The following is a 22,395-nucleotide window of genomic DNA, read 5'->3' as shown; positions in this document are numbered from 1 at the left end:
AGAACCCTTACTTTTTTTGTAGTTTATTGATTTTTAAACGAATAGATTAAGCATTTGCCGGTACCACATCCAGGGAGGCCTTTAGTTCTTCCCTGGCCAACTTCTCGTCTTTTACTGAGAATCTTATTCCAAGCGCAACTATTCCGGATGCTATAACGGTAAGGCCAATAAACAGATATCCTTCAGAAACAGCTTGTGAAGAAGCTGCAGCCTGCGCAGAGCGTATAACTTCCTGGCCAAGCCCCTCGTTCGCTGTAATTGCCGCTCTTTCTGCAGCACCCGATTTAAATTTTAATAACAGGGCGGCAAGAAAGGCTCCAACATTCCCGCCGGCACCAACAATCCCGGAAATAGAGCCTATGGCTTTCTTATTTATGAATGGCACTACTGAAAAGGTCGCTCCTTCAGCCATCTGGCAGGATAGACTAAAGAGAACAAGAAATCCTATCGCGACATACAGATTGGTAAGTCCGGAAAAGGAAGAAAGGACTATTCCCTGTACTACCAGAATAAATGAAAGGAATAAAACCCTTCCTCGAAGCCCCTTCAACCTGCCAAACCTATCACCAAAAGCACCGCCAAGCGTACGGGCAAAAATATTCATAAGAGCAAATGAAAGTACCATATTTCCTGCGGTGATCCTTTCAAGCTGAAATGTATTCTGCAGATAATCGTCCATAGTACCATAAACGGTGAGCTCTATTCCAAAGCTACAGGCATAGACTATGAACAGAATCCAGACCCTGTAATCCTTTAAAGCAGTTAGAAAACCTTCTTTATCTTTTTTGATCTTCGGAAGACCTTCTTTTTCAGCCAACTCACTAAAGTTACCTTCCGGTGTATCCTGTGTAAAGAAGTAATAGACAATTCCCATGGAAAAACACAATACCCCTGCTATAATCACCGAATATCTCCAGGCAGAAGATTCCGCCACACCTAAAGCGATAACAAGTGCCGCAATTAGAGGCATCCCCAGGCGGTTAGCTCCTCCCCCAAGATTTCCCCATCCCGCAGAAGTCGCATTGGCAGTACCAACCACATTAGATGAAAACATCAGAGAAGTATGCACCTGGGTAATAACAAAAGAAGCTCCTATAAAGCCAGTAAGCAGTCTGCAGATAAGGAACTGATCGGATGTTTGTACAAAACCGGTTAAAATCACAGGTATAGATCCGAATAAAAGCAGCCAGGTGTAACAAAGCCGCGGACCGTATTTATCACAAAGCTTTCCAATGAACAGCCTGGCGAAAACGGTCCCTGTAACTGCAAGAACTACTGCACTCCATTTTTCTGACGGGCTCAAACCAAGATCCTTTACTACATCGGGCATAAAAGGAACTATCCCGAACCACGAGAAAAAACAAAGGAAAAATGCAAATGAGGTGATCCAGAATGTACGTATTGGAACACTTTTGATATTGGTTAAATTTAACTTTGTTGCTTTTTTTGAAGTTGAATTTCTCATAACGTATATTTTTCAAGGACCAAATTAAGTATTTTTACTTAATTAATACTTATAATATATACGTATTTACCAAAAATTACGTACTAAGGAATAAGTGGGTATTCATTTTAAAAATTCCATAGAAATTAGCCTGGAAAGCAGATTATATTAGAAAAAATTGATCGGAATCTATTAGGCAAGCTGGTATTCTCTTGCCTTGTTAGTTAGTTCTATAAGGTTTTTCACATCCAGTTTCTTCATAAGGTTGAAACGATGCACCTCTGCAGTCCTTTTACTTATTTCAAGTTCCTTACCGATCTCCTTATTGCTTTTTCCCTGCAATACAAGTTTAAGAATCTGCTTTTCCCGTTTGGTAAGATTAAATGGATCTTCCTTTTTCTTCTGCTTTTGCGAGGGCTTACCATCTGTGAAGTTATTGATAAGAATAGCAGAAATGTCACCCGCAAAATATTTCCCGCCCGAAGCCACTTTATGCAGAGCCTTAAGAAATTCATCCTTACTGGCACCCTTTAAAAGATAGCCGTCTGCGCCGGCCTGTACAGACTGCACTACATATTCTTCAGAGTCATGCATGGAAAGAACGAGGGTCCTTAGATCCCACTTATTTTCATGGATCTTCCTTACAACTTCGATCCCGTTCATTTCAGGCATACGTATATCGACGATGAGAAGATCAGGCAGGTCTTTTTCAAGAATTTTAATAGCCTCAGCCCCGTCTGAGGCTTCATCAACTACCTCCATATCCGGTTGCTCTTCTAATAATGATTTTATCCCATCTCTAACCAGCACATGATCGTCGGCCAGCACTATACGTATTTTATCCATATTTTATTTCGAATTCAGGTCCTAAAATTAGTAATTTTTTACGTATTGTCTTTATTCAAAGGAATATTAAGAGTAACTCTGGTACCTTTCCCTGGTTCGGAATTTATAAAGAGACGGCCATTGATATATTTGATTCGTTCTCTCATAAAGGTCATCCCCATCCCGCCATCACCTTTCCTGGTCTTGGCATTCTTCATATCGAAACCTTTCCCATTGTCATCTATAGTGATACTAAGTATGCTGGAACTATGAGAGACCGTAACTATTATATGAGTGGAATCGGCATATTTAATGGCATTGTTTATGGCTTCCTGGGTGATCCTGTAAATATTGATCTCAGTAAGCGAGTTCATACGCTCATTGAATCCGGTCTTGTCATATAGTAAGATATTCTTTCCGGTTAGTTTCCCCAACTCCCTGGTTAGTTTCGTGAGCGCCGGGATAATCCCATGATCGCTTAGTTCGGGAGGCATTAAATTGAAGGTGGCTGTCCTCACCCCTTTGATAATACTGGCCGTAAGTTCTTTAAGGTTCTCGATCTTCTGCGCAGCTTTTTCGGTATTATTTACATCGATGCTCTCCAGGTTAAAGTTTAAACCCGTCAGCATTTGCCCGATCCCATCGTGAATATCTTTTGCGATTCGATTCTGTTCATTCTCCTGGTTCTCTATGATCTTACTGGAAATCAGTTTTTGCTGATTCATTTTTTCCTCGAAGCTTTTCTGGGTCAGCCTTTCTATTTCAAGCTGGGCTTCCTTTCTACTGGTAATATCTATGGCTATTACCAGAATCTCCCATTTATCCTGGGCCGGATTAAAAGGAATGAGAGACATTTCCATCCAAATATCTGCTCCCTCGCTGGTGGTAGCTTTTACTTCTCCCTGCCAGCTCTTTCGCGCATTTTCCTCCAGCAGGTTTTCGATATTCTTCTTCTCTTCCTCATTACCTGAAAGCAAGTCCTGGAATTTGCTGTAATCACTGAACTTTCTGATTTTAAAAAGCCTCGAAAATTTCTCACCCAACTGAATAATATCTCCGTCGGGGGTGACCCTGGCAAATAAAAGGGTTTGATTCATTGCCTGATTAAGTACCCTTAATTCCTTGACAGATTTCTCTTTGGCCTGGCTCAAAAGATCGGCATCATGAGCCATCTTCTTCGCGTTCCCTTCAGCAATCAATAGTTTATGAATAGTATTTCTAACACCTTTAGCCGCCGGCCAGAAAATAAAGAGAAATTCACATAACAGGATCAAAAGTGTGAGGACCATTATGAAAAGTTCCAGATTTCCCAATCTCACCACTTTTTCACTGGCCTCATGTTCATACTGATTTACGATCCTGTCCATTCCTTCCAGGAAGGCTGCCTCATTGCTTTTAACCTTAACGATCTCATCCCTGAGTTCTGAAACCGGCATCGTGGGGTCCTGTTCCAATTGAACAATTATGGCCTCACTGGCAATTTCCATCTCCTCAAAATATGGCTGGATCTCTCCGAACATTTCCCTGATCTTTGCACTATTATTACCAGGAAGCCCCAGACTATCACTGCCTTCTATAAGCGAATAGTGGGAGAATCTCCATCGCTCCAGAGTGGATTGAATATTTTCCTTTAATTGAGATTTTTCAGCTGGATCTTCAACTATTAATAGCTGAAGTGTTTCTTTAGTAAGTTTCTGGCTAAGCATTCGCTGTCGTCCTGCGATATTAACCACCGTGGAATCACTTTCCTGATCTTCAAGAAACTGATGAATAAGAATCTGGCTTATAAGTACTGAAAGCGCTATAGCGCTAAGTGCAATTATGTAAAGACGGCTTAGCTTTTTAAAGGTGTGCTGATCCAGCGAATTTCCGGCAGTCTTAGGCATTCGCTTGAGTTTTAGGCCAGTGCCTGTTCTACAAGATTTTTACTTTTAGCATCCAGCGGTAACTGAAGTGCCGCTTTATGCCCTTTTTCCGACATTTTTGCCCAGGTTTTCTTTATAATATCAACCACTTTATCATCTTCATGTTTGGCAGCAAAATCATGGAGATAATATTGCAGAAATACAAGACAGATCACATCCTCCAGTGTTTGTGAATCCTCGTCTTTCTTTATCTTTTTCTTCTGAATCAGAAATTTAACCCTTTCTATGAATTCCTCATCATAGCCAACTTCTTCGAGGATCTCTGCGGTTAAGCTTGCGTGTAGTTTTTTAAGTTCGTTTCTCCATTTTAAATATCCCACCCGTGTAGAAGGATATTCACTCCTGTCTACCTTCCAGCGGCAAATATGCTGTGCACGTGCAGCGATCCTGAGCTCTTCAGGAGCATTAGGAGAAAACTCTTCTAGGTGCCGGGACATCCTTTGAGAATATAAAAGCTCTTTGGGAAAACTTTCCCCCATATACATCTCATGATTAGGATCCTCCGAATTTCTGGAATCTATTCGACGAATCGCTTCCTCAAACTTTGTGCTCATAGATTTTCACGTGCTTTAATCAGAAAAACCAATATACACATTTTCATCTTCAATCTTAACCGGATAGACAGCGATCTTATAATCATCCCCATTGAGATTCCCCCCGTCTTCCAGAGAAAATGTCTTCTTGTGCATTGGGCAGGCCACCTTTGGAATCCCCTCATCTTCACCGATCATTCCCCGCGAGATTACCATTTCCAACTTATGAGGACAAAGATTCTGGCAGGCGTACCATTTGGATATTCTTGTAAAATGAAATACCGCAATTTGCTTGCTTTCATATTTCACACAGGCCCCTCCGTCTGTAGGGAAGTCGGAGGTTTTCCCGGCTTTAAACCATTTTTTCACATCTGTAGCGGCCACCGAATTGTATTGTTCTATAATATTTTGCATGATCTTTCAGTTTTAAAAATTTTATTTCCAGACTCTTGCCTTTTTTTGATCTCTCATAGGAACGAATTCCAGGTTATCATCAGCATCATCAGAATTCACAAAATGCTTAAATCGTTTCATCATTTCAGGATCTTCAATAGCCTGCTTCCATTCACATTCATATTTATCTACCAGTTCCTGCATTTCTTTCTCCAACTCTTCGGCAATTCCTAAAGAATCATTCACAACCACATCTTTGAGATAATCTATCCCTCCTTCCAGTTTTTCAAGCCATGGAGCCGTACGGGTAAGTGGAGGTGCAGTTCTTATATAATACATCAGGAATCTGTCGATATATTTGATACAGGTTTCATCATCAAGTTGCTCGGCAAGAAGTATTGCGTGCTTTGGAGTTGCTCCGCCATTACCACATACATAAAGGTTCCATCCGCTTTCAACTGCGATAATTCCGAAGTCCTTTCCGCGGGCTTCAGCGCATTCCCTTATACATCCGGAAACACCTCCTTTAAGCTTATGCGGAGATCTTAAACCTTTATACCGTTCTTCAATCTGGATGGCAAAACTCACACTTTCATGCATTCCATATCGGCACCAGCTTGAACCCACACAGCTTTTTACCGTTCGCAGGGATTTTCCATAGGCATGTCCACTCTCAAAACCGGCATCTATAAGTTCCCGCCAGATATGTGGTAACTGATGTAGCTGAGCTCCAAACAGGTCAATTCTCTGCCCCCCGGTAATCTTGGAATAGAGATCGTATTTCTGTGCAACCCTACCTAAAACCATAAGTTTTTCCGGGGTTATCTCTCCGCCGGGCACCCTGGGAACCACAGAATAACTACCATTCTTCTGAATATTTGCTAGGAAACGGTCGTTAGAGTCCTGAATAGTGACCTGTTTATTGGCTGTTTCCATATAGATACTGGAGAAAATAGATGCCAGGGCCGGTTTACATATCTCACATCCATTCCCCTGCCCAAAAAGATCAAGGGCTTCGTTATAATCTTTAATCCTATTAATTTTAATGAGGTCGTATAATTCCTGACGGCTAAATTTGAAATGGGCACAGATGGTTTCTTTCACCTCTTTACCCATAGATTTAAGAGAAGCTTTTACAAGATCGGCCACCATAGGTTTACAACCTCCACAACCTGTAGCAGCTTTTGTGGTTTTAATCACATCTCCAAGGCTTTCACAATCTCCACTTTCCACAGAACCGCAAATCGCTCCTTTTGTAACGCTTTCACAGGAACAGATCTGGGCTGTATCAGGATAATCCAAGGCACTTCCCACGGCACTTTCTTTCCCGTCTTTGGACGGAATAATAAGGTCTTCCGGATTTTCCGGTAGTTTCATCGCATTAATATACAACTGAAAAAGATTGTTATAATCTGAAGAATCCCCTATAAGGATACCTCCCAGAAGTCTTTCTCCTTCACGGGAGACATTGATGCGTTTATAGATTCCGGAGCGTTTATTCTCGTATACAATGGTAGCTACCTCATCATTATCTATAAAAGGATCACCAAAACTGGCAACTTCAGTCCCTATTAATTTTAGCTGAGTAGACATATCTATGCTCTCGATCATCAGTTTATCACCACCGGTGATCTGCTCAACAGCCACTTCAGCCATATTATAACCAGGGGCTACAAGTCCGTAAAGACCGCCATTATAAAAAGCCACTTCACCAATTGCATAAATATCCTTAGCAGAGGTCTGCATTTTATTATCAACCCAGACTCCTCCTCTTTCTCCCGTTTTAAGACCGGCATTTTTAGCTAATTCATCCCTTGGTCTTATTCCAGCAGATATGATAAGCATATCTGTTTTAAGAGAAGATCCGTCAGAAAATTTCAGACTTTCAACGCCTTCTTCTCCTGCAATTTCTGAAGTGGCCTTATTTAAGTGAACATTTATCCCCAAACTTTTGATCTTGGACTCCAGCATATTACTTGCAGAATCATCAAGTTGTCTTGGCATTAATCGAGGAGCAAATTCAACGACATCGGTTTGCATTCCCAGTTCCTTGGCAGCATTTGCCGCCTCCAGTCCAAGTAACCCACCTCCCAGGACGACTGCTCTGGTCTTTCCTTCTTTTTTAAGTCGGGAAGCATAATGACGCATGGCATCCAGGTCTTCGATGGTACGATATACAAAGACGCCGGGCTTATCGGTTCCCTTGATTGGAGGAACAAAAGGATATGATCCTGTGGCCAGCACCAGGCGATCATAACTAAAAATCTCATCTTTATAAGTAACAACCTCCTTTTGATCGGGTCTTATTTCCCTGATAAGTTCAGAAGTACGTAATTCGATATCATTTTCGTGATACCATGATAATGGAGCCATTAAAAGCTCATCGGGTTGTTCTTTTGAAAAGTACTCGCTCAAGTGAACGCGGTCGTATGCCGAACGTGGTTCCTCACCAAACACAACGAGTTCAAAGTCTTTTCTTCGAGGTGAGGCAATTAGTTTCTCACAGAATTTGTATCCCACCATTCCATTACCAACTACTATTATCTTTTCCATAACTACGTATTTACCAAACAAATATATGTAATTATACTTAGTTAATAATACGTAGTAAAAGAAAAATTACTCTGACAAGGAAAGATTTTTTGATTTCGTAATGAATATGCAGGAGAAATTCAGGTACTATAAAAAATACAGCGATTCATTACATATTTGTAATTATAAAATTATCCCAGACCTTAAGACAGACCGTAATTTTTTCCCCAGGGTAGCATTTAACATCAAGGAGGGAGGGCTTAAGAAATCTGAATCCCGTCGATATTATCAAAAATGGAAGTAATAAAAAAACCCCTTCATATCGAAGGGGTTTTCTTGATTTGTGACCTCGGCAGGATTCAAACCTGCAACCTTCTGAGCCGTAATCAGATGCGCTATTCAGTTGCGCCACGAGGCCTTATAATCATTCACTTTGTGTCCCACAAAGCGGGTGCAAATATAAGTTTTATTTTTAATTCAAAAAAAGTCTTTTTTAAAAATTTCCTGTGAAAACCTGAGACAGTGATTCAACCTAAAGAATATCGATTTTTTGGTTTCTATATTCCTTTAGAATAGCAGAATCCGGGCTTAGTTCAGTTACCAGAGTATCCAGCTGAGAAATATCACAGATTTTATAGCTCTGTGTCGAATTCAGTTTTTCTGAAATAGTAAGAAGTACAGTCTTCTTTGAAGCATCGATCATAGCTTTTTTTAATTGCACCACATCCCAGTCCATTTCAGAGATGCCAAAGCCGGCATCAATATTTCCCGTTCCGAGAAAACAAATATCTGCCTTAATATCAGATAAAAACCTTAGTGCACTACCGCCCACACTAACCTGAGAATCCCTGGATATTTTACCTCCAATAAAAATAACTTCAATATTAGGTAAAGACATCAGTTTCCAGGCTACCGGTAAGCTGGGTGTAAACACCGTTAATCTTAATTTTGAGGGTATCTCATTAATGAGTTCCAAACTTGTGGTTCCTCCTCCTATTAGCAAAACCTGATTATTCTTTATCAGTTTCACCGCTTTCTTAGCAATGGCCTTCTTTTTCTTATGCAGGTAAAACTCCTGTTCATCATAAGGAAATATTTTATAACCCAGACTCACAGCCCCGCCATGAACTTTTCTAAGTTTACCTCCACGATCGAGTTCCTTAACATCCCTCCTCACAGTATCTACCGATACGTTTAAATGTTCCGCCAGATCCCCTAATAGCACACGGTTATGCAATAATACCTTTCTTAATATGATTTGGTGACGCTCTTCCTTTAGCATTATGAGAAATTTGCACTAAAATACTGCAAAAAGCTGCAGAAAAAATTATAAAAACTACAAATAATTGCAATTTAACACATTAAATACGGCAATAAACAGCAATTTGAATAGTTTTTTATTGTAGATTAGTCAGATAAAAATCTTATTAACGTTAAAAATTATTATTAATCCACAAATAATTGATACATGAGGAAAAGCTTCTTTAAGAAAGCCACAATAGCTCCTATACTATTGTTCCTGTTGTTTTTCTTAGGACAGAACAACAGGTTACTGGCACAAACCAATGATTATGTATTTACTGGTACAGTAACAGACCGAGCTTCAAACGTACCCGTCCCGGGGGTATCAGTTTTTCTAGAAAACACTAACAGAGGTGCTTCTACAGATTTTGACGGAAATTACAGATTTACGGCAAATTTGAATCCCGGGCAGTACACTCTAGTAGTGAACTCAGTAGCACACAAAACACAAAAGATCACCATTACTCTAGGAGGTCAAACTCAGGTACAAAATGATTTCCAGGTTGTGGAAGACCTTTTAAGCCTTGATGAGGTGGTTGTAACCGGTAACGTAGTTGGGATCAATAAAAGAGCATTGGGTAACAACATATCTTCTGTAAACGCTGAAAATCTTGCTAATACAGCAGCCGTTCAGGTAGATCAGGCATTACAGGGGAAAATTACCGGGGCACTGGTAACCCAAAACTCTGGAGATCCTGCAGGCGGTATCTCGGTCTTACTCCGAGGCGCCAGTAGTTTAGGAGGAAACCAGCCTCTTTATATTCTTGATGGAGTTATCCTGAACAACGCGAGTAATGAACTTGTGGATATTGGAGGAAACACTCAAAACAGGCTTGCAGACATTAACCCCGATGATATTGAAAAGATCGAGGTTATTAAAGGTGCTGCCGCTTCAGCAATATATGGATCAAGAGCCAACAACGGGGTAGTACAGATCTTTACCAAAAAAGGAAAGGTGGGCCCTGCCCAGTTCAACTTCACTTCAAGTGTGAAGATGAGCGAATTAAGAAAGAAAATAGACTACAATACCGCTCCCCTGGCCTGGGTTGATCCTTTTGACCGTACAAATCTTGAAACGGTGCCTGTGGAAAGATATGACCTTCAGGAAGAATTCTTCGACACCGGTTATGGAATAGAAAACGCCCTTTCAGTAAACGGGGGTTCAGAAGATATGAGATATTATGTATCTGGAGCCTACCTTAACAATGAAGGAATAATCAAAAATACCGATTTTGAAAGGATCAATTTCAAAACAAATTTGGTATTGGATGCTTTTGACTGGCTAAAGGTCACTGGAGACTTCAACTATGCCAGAAGCGTAAGTAACGATATTCCTAACGGAGGTATTAATTCTGCTTACGGTGCCATTACAGGATTTCTTTTCAGTGAAAACTCAATAAATCCGGCTCCTAACGAGTCAGGCGTATACCCAGTGACATCATTACTGGTACCACGTACCAACCCTGCTGAGGCTGTTGAAAGGTTCGAATTTGGAAATAAAACCAACCGATTTATTACAAGCTTTAAACTCGATGCTGAAATCACCGATAATCTTTCAGCCTCCTATGTTTTTGGTATGGACTATTATAACCAGTCGGCTACCGCTTTTATTCCTGTAGGCAACACCTCTCCTAATGCCGATGGTTTTGCCAGAAGATCAGACCTCAACAACTTTCAGTATAACAGTGATCTAAACCTGACGTACCAGGCAAATATCACCGATGACCTCTCATCCACCACTACGGTAGGAGGAACTTATCAGTTCCAGGAAGCGGAAAGGATCGGGATCCAGGCTACCGGCCTTCCTCCAGTGGTAGAGACTGCGAGTAACGGTAGTATTCTTGAACAGGGTGAAACAAGAATTCCATTCTCTTTATGGGGTGGCTTCATCCAGCAGTCTTTTGGCTTTAAGGATAAGCTGTATGTAAACGGAGCAATTAGAACAGATGGTTCTTCTGCTTTTGGTAAAGATGAAAGAGATCAGCTTTATGGAAAGGCGGGTATTTCTTATATCATCTCTGAAGAAGACTTCTGGGAACAAGGCATAGGTGATATCTTTAATACACTTAAACTAAGAGCGGCCTGGGGACAATCTGGTGGACTTAATGCCCTACCTGCATTTAGCCGATTCACCAATTTTGCACCAAGTTCCATTAATGGACAAAGCAGTTTATTATTAGGAACCCAACTCGGAAATGTTGACGCTGCACCTGAAAGACAAACGGAAACCGAATTTGGTTTTGATGCAGGCTTTTTCGAAGGCCGTTTAGGTATGGAGTTCACTTACTATATGCAAGACGTTACCGATTTACTTCTTAACAGAGAACTCGCGCCTTCTTCAGGTTTTAGTTCTCGCTTTGAAAGTGTAGGGAAACTTGAGAACAGAGGTGTGGAAATCTTATTAAGAGCCATCCCGGTAAGAACCGATGATTTCACCTGGAATCTTACCGCAACCTATACAAGCAATGAAAATAAAGTGACCAATGTAGCAGGACAGCAATTTGCTCTGGCAGGAAGTTTTGCGACAAACTACGTAATAGAAGGTGAGTCACTTGGTGTTTTCTATCGCCAATTCTATGCAAGAGATGAAAATGGAGATATAGTTCTTGATGATGCCGGATATCCTGTAAGAGGGACTACTGAAGATGGCTCATCGTCTAAAGTTATTGGTGATCCGAATCCAGACTGGTACGGCTCTCTTATAAATGAACTAAGCTATAAGAACTTTGATTTAAGACTACAATTTGACGCCGTACAGGGCTTCGATGTATTTAACTGGAACCGAAGGTTACTGGACAATGTGATCTTTGGAGGTGGTTCAAATGTTGGTGAGGAACTGTTAGGAAACAGGCCTAAGGGTTACGGAAGTGCCCAGGCTGGTATATTTGAAGAGTTTGTGGAAGATGGTTCTTTTGTAAAATTAAGAGAACTATCCCTGAGCTATTCAATCAATGAACCATGGGAGCACATAGACAGGATCAAGCTAAGCCTTGTAGGCAGAAATCTTATTTCATGGGATGATTACAGCGGATGGGATCCTGAGATCAATACTGGTGGACAAAGTAATGTACGCGGATTTGATTTTGCAGCCGTTCCGATTCCAAGAACCTATCAGTTTGGCGTTAACGTAAGTTTCTAATGAAAAAGAATGAATAATATGAAAAAATATATAAACATAAAGATTTTACTTGTCCTGGTTTTAATGGTCACAGGTGTGGCTTGTGAAACCAACTTTGACAATCCAAATGCACCGACCGATCAGCAAACCTATTCCTCCAGAGAAGGTATACTTGCTGCCACGGTAGGAATGCAGCAGTTATATTCAACTACTGGCTTAAGATGGATCATTGAAACTCCTGCTATCACTACCCGAGAAGCAGCTATCACCACAACTTTTCAGAATATGATAGAGCTTGAAGATGGTGGTACTGAATTGCCAAACTTCAATTCGAATGTTGAAGGTCTTTGGAGAACCATGCTTCGGGTGATGAAGGTAGCTGAGGATATTGAAGCCAATGTTCCCAATCTTGAACTTCAGGCCGGAACCGAGAGTGGTTTAGTAGCTTATGCCAAGCTTTATAAAGCGATGGCAATTGGAAGTTTATCCCAGAATTATACAGATGTTGTGATTCAAACCAACCAGGAGAATAATGCTAATTTTGTACCCAGAATGGAAGGTTTCGCAGCAGCGATAAGTTTATTAAATGAGGCAGCTTCCCTTATTTCATCTACTCCTGTATCGGCCGAATTCAATTCGGCAATTACCCAGGGAAATATAGATCTGGAAAATACTATTCAGGCCATGCTTGCACGTTACAATCTCTTTGCAGGTAACTATGATGCAGCGATTACAGCTGCAAATAGTGTTGACCAAAGTTCCACTTCCATGTTTCTTTATGACAGTCAGAATTTGAATCCGATTTGGAGCAGGGTTTATCAGAACGCCGCTCCTAACTTTAAGCCAAGGGATAACTTTGGCCTTCCTGAAGGATTGAAACCAGAAGAAAATGACGACCGCAAGGAATTCTATCTTATTCCTTTGGACACTGTTAACCAAAATGGTCTTCCAATAGAAAATCTGGCGGGATTCTTTGATGTTAGTACAGAACCAATTCCTGTTTATTTACCAGATGAAATGGATCTTATCATAGCAGAGGCAAACCTGCGGAAATCATCTCCAGATGTAGCAGCTGCTACCGAGGCTTTGAACAGGGTACTTACTGGCACAGACGCTTTAGAAGTAGATGCTAATCTTGATGGATATTCCGGACCTGCTGAAGTGGACGCTTTGTTGGATGAGATATATACCAACAGAAGAGCTGAATTATTCCTTACAGGAATGAGCCTGGAAGACAGTAGAAGGTTTAACAGACCAGAACCAAGTGGTGCTGCCAGAAATTACGATGAAGAACGTAACAGGAACTTCTATCCTTTCCCTGAAAGTGAAAGGAATAGCAATCCTAATACTCCGACAGATCCCGCAATCTGATCTTCATTTAATTGATTATGAAAAAGACCTGTTTTCAATAAAGCAGGTCTTTTTTATTTTAATTTAGGTGATTATGAGTAAAGCTGAAGAAATACTAAAATCGTGGGAGATAAACTCCGCAGAATGGATTAAAATACTCGACAATAAAGCTATCGAATCCCGAAAGATCACAAATAAGGCTATTGTTGAAACCATTGAAAAACATAGCGCTTCAAAAATACTCGATCTTGGCTGCGGTGAAGGCTGGCTTACGAGAGAGTTGATGGATAAGGGTTTTAAGGTAACGGGAGTGGACGCTACAAAAGCTTTGCTTAAAGAAGCCGAAAAGAAAGGCAAAGGCACTTTTTACAAGCTATCTTATGAAGAAATAGAATCGGGGAAAAATATTCCTAACTCCCCTTTTGATTCGGTAGTTTTAAATTTCTGCCTTTATGAAAAGAATATTTCAGGCTTATTATTAGAACTTCAAAATGCTCTTGTAAAAGATGGAAAAATTTTTATCCAGAGCATTCATCCATATTTTCTTATTCAGAATGATCTAACCTATAAAAGTAAGTGGATAGAGGATTCATGGAAAGGCCTGAAAGGTAATTTTAGAAATTCCCATTCCTGGTATGCCCGAACAATAGAGGACTGGCACGCGGACTTTAAAAGTTCAGATCTTATCCTGGAAAATTTATATGAACCACTTAATGATCAGAATCTTCCAGCGTCAATTATCTTCGTTCTGAAAAAGAGTTAAAAAAAGAGGCTGTCTAAAAAGTCATTTATCTGTCATTGCGAGGTACGAAGCAATCTTTACCAATTGGTAATCAAGGACAGATTACTTCACTTCGTTCGTAATGACGTTTGGATTTACTTTTTAGACAGCCTCTTTTATATATCTGACTAAAATTGATTTTAAAGTATTTCTGCGCTTAAGCCCGCATCCAGTAACTTTGAACAACGAGGCTTAAGATCTTCATAAGGTCCGGTCTTCACGGTGCATTTTCCTTTGTAATGAACCAGGATGGAACATTGCTCGGCCTGTTCAGGAGTGTGATCACAGGCATAAATAAGGGTCTCTATTACATGATCAAAGGTATTGTAATCATCATTATACAATACGATCTCATTTTGCTTCTTCTCTTTCGTCTTTACTTCAAGCTTTTCTAATAATTCTTCTTTCGTGCTCATCTTCAAAATTTTCTCATGCAACTTAGATTCAAAGATACAAATTATGATAAAAACCTCAGCGTGAAAACTTTGCGGCTATCCAATCGTTCCTTTCAAGATTTTCCACAAAATATAAGCCAAGCTCTTTACAGGCCTTTTCAATTACGGGCAGATCCCCACTATAGAAACCGCTTAAAAATAAACTCCCATTAGGATTAAGACTTTTTTCATAGACCGGCAAATCCCTTAAAAGAATGTTCCTATTAATATTGGCCAGGATCATATCATAGCTCCTGTCCTCAAGTAATTCAGCCCCGCCTTCTTCTACATTTATATGCTCACAATCATTACGGGCAATATTTTCCAGTGTATTCAAATAGCACCAGTTATCAATGTCTATCGCATCGATTTTTGAAGCTCCTTTCATAGCCGTAAGGATAGCAAGTACTCCTGTTCCACAGCCCATATCCAATACCGTTTTGTCTTCCCACTCATTCTTGAGGATATGCTGAATCATCATATGAGTAGTTGCGTGATGACCCGTGCCAAATGACATTTTCGGTTCTATGACGATATCGAATTCGGCTTCTGTTTTAGGATGAAAAGGTGCTCTTACACTGCAATGTTCGTCAACCAGAATAGGAGTGAAATTCTTCTCCCATTCTTCATTCCAGTTGAATCTTTCGATCTCGTTCATCGTGTAGCTGATCTCGAATTCTTCAGACTGTAGTATATGAACCCCTGCGAGCAGATCATCTTCATATTCCTCTACAGGAATATAAGCGGTTATACCATCATCATTCTCAACAAAGCTTTCAAATCCCAGATATCCCAGTTCAGCGATCAGGATTTCAGAAGCCGGTTGCACCGGTTCTATTTTGAACTGAAATTCAAGGTAATTCCCACCCATTTTAGAATGAATTTACGATCTCTACAAAATCTACCGCATTAAGACTGGCGCCACCAATAAGCCCCCCATCAACATCTTCTTTCGCGAAAATTTCTTTGGCATTGTTTGGTTTTACACTACCTCCGTAAAGGATCGAAGTATTTTCGGCTACCTCTTTTCCAACATTCTTTTCCAGAAGTTGCCTGATGTGTTTATGCATTTCCTGCGCCTGCTCGGGACTGGCCGTCTCTCCGGTTCCTATGGCCCAAACCGGCTCGTATGCCAGGATGATATTGTTCCATGCGCTTTTTGGAAGCTGAAAAAGACTTTCTTTTAATTGTGTTTCTACTAAATCGAAATGCTTATCATTCTTCCTGTCTTCAAGCTCTTCTCCAAAGCAAAAGATCACCGTCATTTCATTATCAATAGCTGCTTTTACTTTCTTCTCAAGCAATTCATTGGTTTCATTGAAATAAGCCCTGCGCTCACTATGGCCGAGAATCACTGTATTCACACCCACACTTTTAAGCATAGAGGCTGAAACCTCTCCAGTAAATGCTCCTTTTTCACTTTCATGCATATTCTGCGCTGCAACGATAATGGGAGTGTCCCTTAAGGCCTGAAAAGTGGGATAAAGATTTGTAAAAGACGGTGCCACCATTACTGTAGCCTCCGGCTCTTTCACCATTTGAAGTTTTAAATGGCTAATAAGTTCTTCGGTTTCCGAAAGATCATTGTTCATTTTCCAGTTTCCGGCTACGATGTTTTTTCTCATGATATTAATTTTGGTTGTAAGTTCTCAGGCCGAAATATACCTCCACGGCCTTCACCACAAATATAAGTAAAGGAGTACTGACTGACTCTTAAACCAAAGCCAAACCTTTATATTTTAAGGATTTTTCAACGACGGGCAGAAATTATTTACAATTCAATATCAGAAGCGTCAAACCAGTGTTTTTTCTGGGTAATAGATCCCTTCTCTAGTGTGAGTAAACCGGGATTTGAGCGTACGATAGTTTTTAATGCAGTTTCATCGGTTTGATAGAAATTAAAATTGAGATCATATTTCCGCTTCAAAGTATTTTGAAGTTGAGTACCCGATGCGGTTAAACCTATAACTCTATAACCCTTTTGAAGAGCTTCTTCACTAAGAGACTTTACTGCTTCGTATCCCTCAAGTTCCGTAGACCTTAAATTATATGCAACTATCAAAAAGACCTTATCCTCTTCCAGAACCTCCTGAGTAATATCTCCCTCTTCGCCCTCTATTACAAAATCGTGAATTGGCGGGATAATATTCTCTCCCTCCTGTGAAGTTTCAACCCCTATAAATTCACCATCTACCTGTGGATAAGCTCCTTTGTTTTTAATAAGTTTTTCTTCTCCATTAACTTCAAATTTCCAGGTATAGGTCACTTCTGCCTTTTCTCCTCCGGGCACCTTCATTTTTTCAGGAATATTATTTCCCACTTTATAGGGCCTGAAATCAAAAACAGGTAGATGCATCAGCACATAATAGCAGAAAGCAAAGCAGGCTATGAAAGATGCGAAGATCACCCATTTATGATATTTGGGATTAAAAATAGGGTTGATCAGCTTTTGATTAAAGAATATGATTAGGATGAGGATGAATAGAATCACATCCTTATAAAAGGATTCCCAGGGCGTCAAAGGGATAGCATCCCCAAAGCAACCACAATCTGTTACCTTATTGAAATATGCCGAGTAAAAGGTTAAAAAAGTAAAGAAAATAATCATGAGCAACAGGCTCCAGCTGGTAAATTTGCGTGCATAGCCAATCAAAAGCATAATCCCTAAAACGAGTTCAAAGATCACGATTACGATAGCGATGATAAGGGCAAAGGGAATCAGAAATGGTATATCCAGTACCGGTTCGCTGAAATATTCCTGAAGCTTATAAGAAAAACCTACTGGGTCATTCAGTTTTATAAAGCCTGAAAAAATAAAAAGAACTCCTACCAGAATCCTGGCTATACTTACAATCGCTTTCATTTGTTATTTTGAATTTATTAAGTAGCTGTTTTTTCCTCAGCCTCCATAAAATGTATCATCGCGAAGACCGAATAGTTTATCATATCCTGGTAATTAGCATCGATCCCTTCACTAACCAGGGTCTTACCTTTATTATCTTCAATTTGTTTTACCCTTAAAAGTTTCTGAATAATGAGATCTGTCAGAGAACTGATACGCATATCACGCCAGGCCTCTCCATAATCGTGATTCTTGTTCATCATCAATTCCTTGGTCTCGGCTATATTTTCGTCATACAGGGAAATGGCTTCATCGGGAGTAAGATCCGGTTGATCGGCTATTCCTTTCTTTAACTGGATAAGAGCCATTACCGAATAATTGATGATACCGATAAATTCTGATTTTTCGTCTTCTTCAATTTTGCGCACCTCGCTTTCCTGAAGCTGTCTTATACGTTGAGCTTTTATAAAGATCTGATCGGTAAGTGACGGCAGCCTTAAAATTCTCCAGGCACAGCCATAATCTTTCATCTTATTTAGGAACAAACTGCGGCAAACTCCAATTACCGCGTCATATTGTTTTGAGGTATCCTGCATGAAGTAGTTCTAATTTGCGTAAATTTCGGGCAAATATTTCAGATAGTCAAAGTTATTTCTCCGGCTGTCCTAAACTCGATAATTAGCATGTTTATCAATTGCAGAGGAAATTTGGTAGATCTTTCTCAACCCAGGATCATGGGAATAATCAATATTACCCCCGATTCTTTTTTTAGCGGAAGCCGATCTACATCCGTAAAGGAAATTCTTCAGAGTGCTGAAAAAATGCTGAATGAAGGCGCTGATTTTCTTGACCTGGGAGCCTACAGTTCCAGGCCGGGAGCCGATGATATCCCGGTTGAAGAAGAATTGAAAAGAATGATTCCCGCCCTTGAACTGATTCGGAAAAATTTCCCGGAAGCTTTACTGTCTATCGACACATTCCGGGCTGAAGTTGCCTCAAAAAGTATCGAGACGGGTGCGGATATTATCAATGATATCTCTGCGGGCAGGTTAGATAAAGATATGTTGTCCGTAATTGCCAGACATAAAGTTCCATATATCATGATGCATATGAAAGGCACCCCGCAGACAATGAAAGATCTCAATCAGTATGAAGACCTGGAAAACGATATCCTGTTCTATTTTTCGGAAAGGATCAAAGCCGCACGAGATCTAGGTATCAATGATATAATTATAGATCCCGGATTCGGCTTTGCTAAAAATATAGATCAGAATTACCAACTGTTTTCGAAACTGGAACTTTTTAAAAATCTTGACTTACCTGTTTTGGTAGGAATTTCAAGAAAAAGTATGATCTGGAAAAAACTAGGTATTTCTGCCGCTGAAGCATTAAACGGAACAACGGTTTTAAATTCCATCGCGCTAATGAAAGGAGCAAATATTTTACGAGTTCACGATGTGAAAGAAGCCCTAGAATGCATCAAAATAACAAGTGAATTGACAAACTAATTTTAGATTTTCTATTTTTACATAAAACCCCAGCAATTTGGACATCATAGATCTTCGAATTCTCGATATCCTGGATATTGTTTTTGTAGCCCTCCTGCTATACTATGTGTATAAACTGGTGCGCGGTACGGCAGCGGTGAACATCTTTATAGGTATCGTAGTTATTTACCTTGCATTCTTACTCACCCAGTTACTCCAGATGGAATTATTAAGCAGTGTGCTTGGTGAATTCATAGGGGTTGGTGTATTTGCACTTATTGTGGTATTCCAGCAGGAGATCAGGAAGTTCCTTTTAATGATTGGCTCTACGAACTTCACCCAGAAAGGCAGGTTCTTCAAAAGTTTTAAGTTCAGTCGTGATGATTTCGATTCTAAAACAAATGTCGATGCCATTGTGAATGCCTGCGAGGCCATGGGAAAAACCTATACAGGTGCTTTAATGGTAATTCAAAAGAGTAGCAAACTCGATTTTGTAAAGAATACAGGGGACAAAATGAAAATAGAACTCAACCAACCCATTATCGAGTCAATTTTCTTTAAGAACAGTCCGCTGCACGATGGAGCAATGATCATCGAGGAAAATAAAATTACAGCTACAAGAGTTATTCTGCCTGTATCTAATGACCGTTCAATTCCTTTGAGATTTGGCTTAAGACATAGAGCCGCGGTTGGAATTACCGAAAAAACCGATGCACTGGCCCTGGTGGTAAGTGAAGAAACCGGACAGACCTCCTATATCAAGGATGGACAGTTCATTATGTTTGAAACTTTAGATGAGCTGAAGGAAAAAATCAAGGAAGACGTTAACTAAACCTATAAAGCCTCTTCAGCTTTAAACTGCACCTCATATAATTTCTTATAATAACCATCAGCTTTTTGAAGTAATTCACGATGGTTTCCAATTTCAACGATCTCTCCCTGATCCATCACGATGATCTTATCGGCTTTTTTGATCGTGGCAAGACGGTGTGCAATTACTATAGAAGTTCGTCCCTCAGTAATTTTATCGGTAGCTTCCTGGATAAGCTGCTCGCTATATGAGTCTACCGATGATGTAGCTTCATCCAGAACCAGGATACTGGGATTACTAACATAAGCCCTCAGGAAAGATATTAACTGCCTCTGTCCGGAAGAAAGCATCGCCCCTCTTTCCTTTACATTATAATGATATCCATTAGGCAGTGAACTTATGAACTCATGAATCCCTATTTGTTTAGCGGCAGTGATCACATCCTCTTCAGAAATATCCGGGTTATCAAGATTAATATTGTTAAGAATTGTATCTGCAAACAGGAATACATTCTGCAATACCACCGCTATCTGAGCACGCAGTGATCTAAGCTGGATATCCTTAATATCAATACCGTCAACCAGTATAGAACCACTGTTGATCTCATAAAAACGACTAAGCAGATTGATGATCGTGGATTTACCTGCACCCGTTGCTCCAACAATAGCAACCGTTTCTCCCGGATAAACTTTAAAGGAGACTCCTTTCAGAACTTCTTCATCTTCCACATAGCTAAACCTGACGTCCCTGAATTCAATTTCACCTTTAAGATTATCCACCTCAAGATTTCCATTATCTTCAATACTGGCTTTTGTATCAAGGATACCAAAAACACGATTTGCCGCCACCATTCCCATTTGCAGGGTATTAAACTTATCTGCTATCTGTCTCAAAGGCCTGAAAAGCATCTGGGATAACTCGATGAAAGCAACTATGATACCCAGCGACATTTCATCCCCGGCCACTACTCTTAATCCACCAAACCATACGATCAAACCTATGGTGATAGAAGTTGACATTTCAGCTATAGGGAAGAATATGGAGTTATACCAAACCGTCTTCACCCAGGCTTTTCTATGTTTATCATTGATTTCCTTGAAATTAGCATATTCGGTTTTTTCCCGGGTAAAGAGCTGAACGATCTTCATCCCGGTGATTCGTTCCTGAACAAAAGTATTCAGATTGGCCACCTGAGTTCTTACTTCTTCAAAAGCCAGTTTCATTTTTTTCTGAAACACGCGTGTAGCATACAAAATGAAAGGAAGAACCGTAAGAACAAGCAGAGTAAGCTCCCAGCTCTTATAGAACATTACTCCAAGCACCACAAGCATCTTGAGAAGATCACTTATGATCATAAATAACCCCTGGCTAAATATACTGGCGATTGTTTCAATATCACTCACCGCCCTGGTAACAAGACGGCCAACGGCAGACTTGTCATAATACTTCATCTTGAAGCCAAGCATATGCTTGAAGAGCTTCACTCTTATATCACGTACTACCTCCTGCCCGAGCCAGTTAGCGTAATAAATAAAACAGAACTGAAAAAGCACTTCCAGCATCAGTACGCCAAGCATCAGGCTAACATAGTATATCAAACTATCGAAATCGGCAGGCATTAGGGCCTCATCGATGGCCTGTTGCAGAAGTATGGGGCGCAATACTGCAAACAGGGAAACCAGAATTGCGGCAATCCCAACGAAATAGAAGATTCGTTTATAAGGATTGGTGTATTTAAGCAAACGCTTAAACAGATCCATATCGAACGCATTTCCGGTTTTTGATGCCATCTATTTCAATCTAATGTTTTCAGGATATATGATCCTGGTTAAATACAATCCATGAGCAGGGACTGACGCTCCCGCTTCTCCCCTGTCTTCACTCTCAATGATCTTGTGCATTTGAGATACAGGATATTTGTTTTGGCCTATCTCGATAAGTGTCCCTACAATAGCCCGAACCATATTTCTTAGGAATCTGTCGGCAGTAATATGAAAAACCAACTTATTATCCTCCTTTTTCCATTCGGCCTGCTCAATCCTGCAATTATAAGTCTTTACATCTGTACGACTCCTTGAAAAACACTTAAAATTAGTATAAGCTTTCAATATTGAAGCCGCTTCATTCATCTTTTTAAGGTCAATCTTCTGTCTCAATAACCAGGCGAAATCCTGCTCAAAAGCATCTTTTTCCTGTACAATATGGTATTCGTAACTTCGGGATATCGCATCAAATCTGGCATGGGCATCTTCCCTAACCTTAAAAATATCAGCAATGGCTATATCTTTAGGAAGCATGGAATTCAGCTTATACTTCAGTAATGCTTCATCCAGGACTTCATTATGATCAAAATGAGCAAACATCTGTTTGGCATGCACTCCCGCATCTGTTCTTCCAGCTCCAACGATCTCTGCCGACTTACGCAGGACCTTGCTAAGGTTTTCTTCCAGAACCTCCTGAACGCTTATCGAATTTGGCTGATTCTGCCACCCATGATAAGCCTTTCCAAAATATGAGAGTTCTATAAAATACCTCAAGTCCGCTTTATTTTTATATTAGCGAAATGCAAAGATAAGGCAATTATGCCAAGGAAAAAGTCTTTCCAAAGTCATCCTTTG

19 protein-coding genes and 1 tRNA gene are annotated in these 22,395 nt (G+C 40.2%); 5 read left to right on the top strand and 15 right to left on the bottom strand.

The window, feature by feature from the left end:
* Positions 1-46: 46 nt before the first annotated feature.
* The 8 genes from NE848_RS06860 to NE848_RS06825 all read right to left on the bottom strand — a co-directional run bounded on the left by NE848_RS06860 (position 47) and on the right by NE848_RS06825 (position 8,934).
* Complete coding sequence (locus NE848_RS06860) at positions 47-1,465, bottom strand: MFS transporter (RefSeq protein WP_252111786.1); 1,419 nt, start codon at positions 1,463-1,465, stop codon at positions 47-49.
* A 171-nt stretch (positions 1,466-1,636) separates the two neighbouring features.
* A complete protein-coding gene (locus tag NE848_RS06855; RefSeq protein ID WP_252111784.1) occupies positions 1,637-2,290 on the bottom strand; it encodes a response regulator in 654 nt (217 codons plus the stop codon).
* Positions 2,291-2,328: 38 nt separating this feature from the next.
* Complete coding sequence (locus NE848_RS06850) at positions 2,329-4,155, bottom strand: sensor histidine kinase (protein WP_252111782.1); 1,827 nt, start codon at positions 4,153-4,155, stop codon at positions 2,329-2,331.
* An 11-nt stretch (positions 4,156-4,166) separates the two neighbouring features.
* Complete coding sequence (locus tag NE848_RS06845) at positions 4,167-4,748, bottom strand: DUF4202 domain-containing protein (protein ID WP_252111780.1); 582 nt, start codon at positions 4,746-4,748, stop codon at positions 4,167-4,169.
* A 15-nt stretch (positions 4,749-4,763) separates the two neighbouring features.
* Positions 4,764-5,141 (bottom strand): nitrite reductase small subunit NirD, encoded by a 378-nt coding sequence (gene nirD, locus NE848_RS06840; RefSeq protein WP_252111778.1) that lies wholly within the window; start codon positions 5,139-5,141, stop codon positions 4,764-4,766.
* A gap of 21 nt (positions 5,142-5,162) precedes the next feature.
* Complete coding sequence (nirB, locus tag NE848_RS06835) at positions 5,163-7,673, bottom strand: nitrite reductase large subunit NirB (RefSeq protein WP_252111776.1); 2,511 nt, start codon at positions 7,671-7,673, stop codon at positions 5,163-5,165.
* 323 nt (positions 7,674-7,996) lie between these two features.
* Positions 7,997-8,070: transfer RNA gene (locus NE848_RS06830), tRNA-Arg, on the bottom strand.
* Between the two features lie 114 nt (positions 8,071-8,184).
* Entirely contained in the window at positions 8,185-8,934 is a 750-nt protein-coding gene (locus tag NE848_RS06825; protein ID WP_252111774.1) for a DeoR/GlpR family DNA-binding transcription regulator, read from the bottom strand.
* 186 nt (positions 8,935-9,120) lie between these two features.
* Here NE848_RS06825 and NE848_RS06820 point away from each other — a divergent pair, with 186 nt between their 5' ends.
* The 3 genes from NE848_RS06820 (at position 9,121) to NE848_RS06810 (ending at position 14,185) form a co-directional block, all read left to right on the top strand.
* Positions 9,121-12,093, top strand: coding sequence for a SusC/RagA family TonB-linked outer membrane protein (locus tag NE848_RS06820; protein ID WP_252111772.1), 2,973 nt, complete (start codon positions 9,121-9,123; stop codon positions 12,091-12,093).
* A gap of 18 nt (positions 12,094-12,111) precedes the next feature.
* A complete protein-coding gene (locus NE848_RS06815; RefSeq protein ID WP_252111770.1) occupies positions 12,112-13,443 on the top strand; it encodes a RagB/SusD family nutrient uptake outer membrane protein in 1,332 nt (443 codons plus the stop codon).
* A gap of 73 nt (positions 13,444-13,516) precedes the next feature.
* On the top strand, positions 13,517-14,185 hold the full coding sequence (locus NE848_RS06810; protein ID WP_252111768.1) for a class I SAM-dependent methyltransferase: 669 nt from the start codon (positions 13,517-13,519) through the stop codon (positions 14,183-14,185).
* Between the two features lie 158 nt (positions 14,186-14,343).
* On the opposite strand, the gene NE848_RS06805 is transcribed toward NE848_RS06810, so the two are convergent.
* The 5 genes from NE848_RS06805 to NE848_RS06785 form a co-directional block, all read right to left on the bottom strand.
* Positions 14,344-14,619, bottom strand: coding sequence for an ATP-dependent Clp protease adaptor ClpS (locus NE848_RS06805; RefSeq protein WP_252111766.1), 276 nt, complete (start codon positions 14,617-14,619; stop codon positions 14,344-14,346).
* A gap of 55 nt (positions 14,620-14,674) precedes the next feature.
* Complete coding sequence (gene prmA / locus NE848_RS06800) at positions 14,675-15,508, bottom strand: 50S ribosomal protein L11 methyltransferase (RefSeq protein ID WP_252111764.1); 834 nt, start codon at positions 15,506-15,508, stop codon at positions 14,675-14,677.
* Between the two features lies 1 nt (position 15,509).
* On the bottom strand, positions 15,510-16,262 hold the full coding sequence (gene tpiA, locus NE848_RS06795) for a triose-phosphate isomerase (protein WP_252111762.1): 753 nt from the start codon (positions 16,260-16,262) through the stop codon (positions 15,510-15,512).
* A 146-nt stretch (positions 16,263-16,408) separates the two neighbouring features.
* A complete protein-coding gene (locus NE848_RS06790; RefSeq protein ID WP_252111760.1) occupies positions 16,409-17,500 on the bottom strand; it encodes a BT_3928 family protein in 1,092 nt (363 codons plus the stop codon).
* Between the two features lie 17 nt (positions 17,501-17,517).
* Entirely contained in the window at positions 17,518-18,075 is a 558-nt protein-coding gene (locus NE848_RS06785) for a DUF1599 domain-containing protein (RefSeq protein ID WP_252111758.1), read from the bottom strand.
* Between the two features lie 87 nt (positions 18,076-18,162).
* On the opposite strand from NE848_RS06785, the gene folP reads away from it, so the two are divergent.
* Together folP and cdaA are read left to right on the top strand one after the other, a co-directional pair.
* Positions 18,163-18,987 (top strand): dihydropteroate synthase, encoded by an 825-nt coding sequence (gene folP, locus NE848_RS06780; RefSeq protein WP_252111756.1) that lies wholly within the window; start codon positions 18,163-18,165, stop codon positions 18,985-18,987.
* Positions 18,988-19,024: 37 nt separating this feature from the next.
* Positions 19,025-19,798: a diadenylate cyclase CdaA gene (cdaA, locus tag NE848_RS06775; RefSeq protein WP_252111754.1), complete on the top strand. Its 774-nt coding sequence runs from the start codon at positions 19,025-19,027 to the stop codon at positions 19,796-19,798.
* A 2-nt stretch (positions 19,799-19,800) separates the two neighbouring features.
* On the opposite strand, the gene NE848_RS06770 is transcribed toward cdaA, so the two are convergent.
* On the bottom strand, positions 19,801-21,567 hold the full coding sequence (locus tag NE848_RS06770; RefSeq protein WP_252111751.1) for an ABC transporter ATP-binding protein: 1,767 nt from the start codon (positions 21,565-21,567) through the stop codon (positions 19,801-19,803).
* Positions 21,568-22,314, bottom strand: a complete 747-nt coding sequence (gene truA / locus NE848_RS06765; protein WP_252111749.1) for a tRNA pseudouridine(38-40) synthase TruA — start codon at positions 22,312-22,314, stop codon at positions 21,568-21,570.
* Positions 22,315-22,395: the final 81 nt, after the last annotated feature.

The sequence above is a fragment of the Gramella jeungdoensis genome (assembly GCF_023805255.1).
GTDB classification, from domain to species: domain Bacteria; phylum Bacteroidota; class Bacteroidia; order Flavobacteriales; family Flavobacteriaceae; genus Christiangramia; species Christiangramia jeungdoensis.
This window is presented reverse-complemented; position numbering and strand designations above follow the sequence as displayed.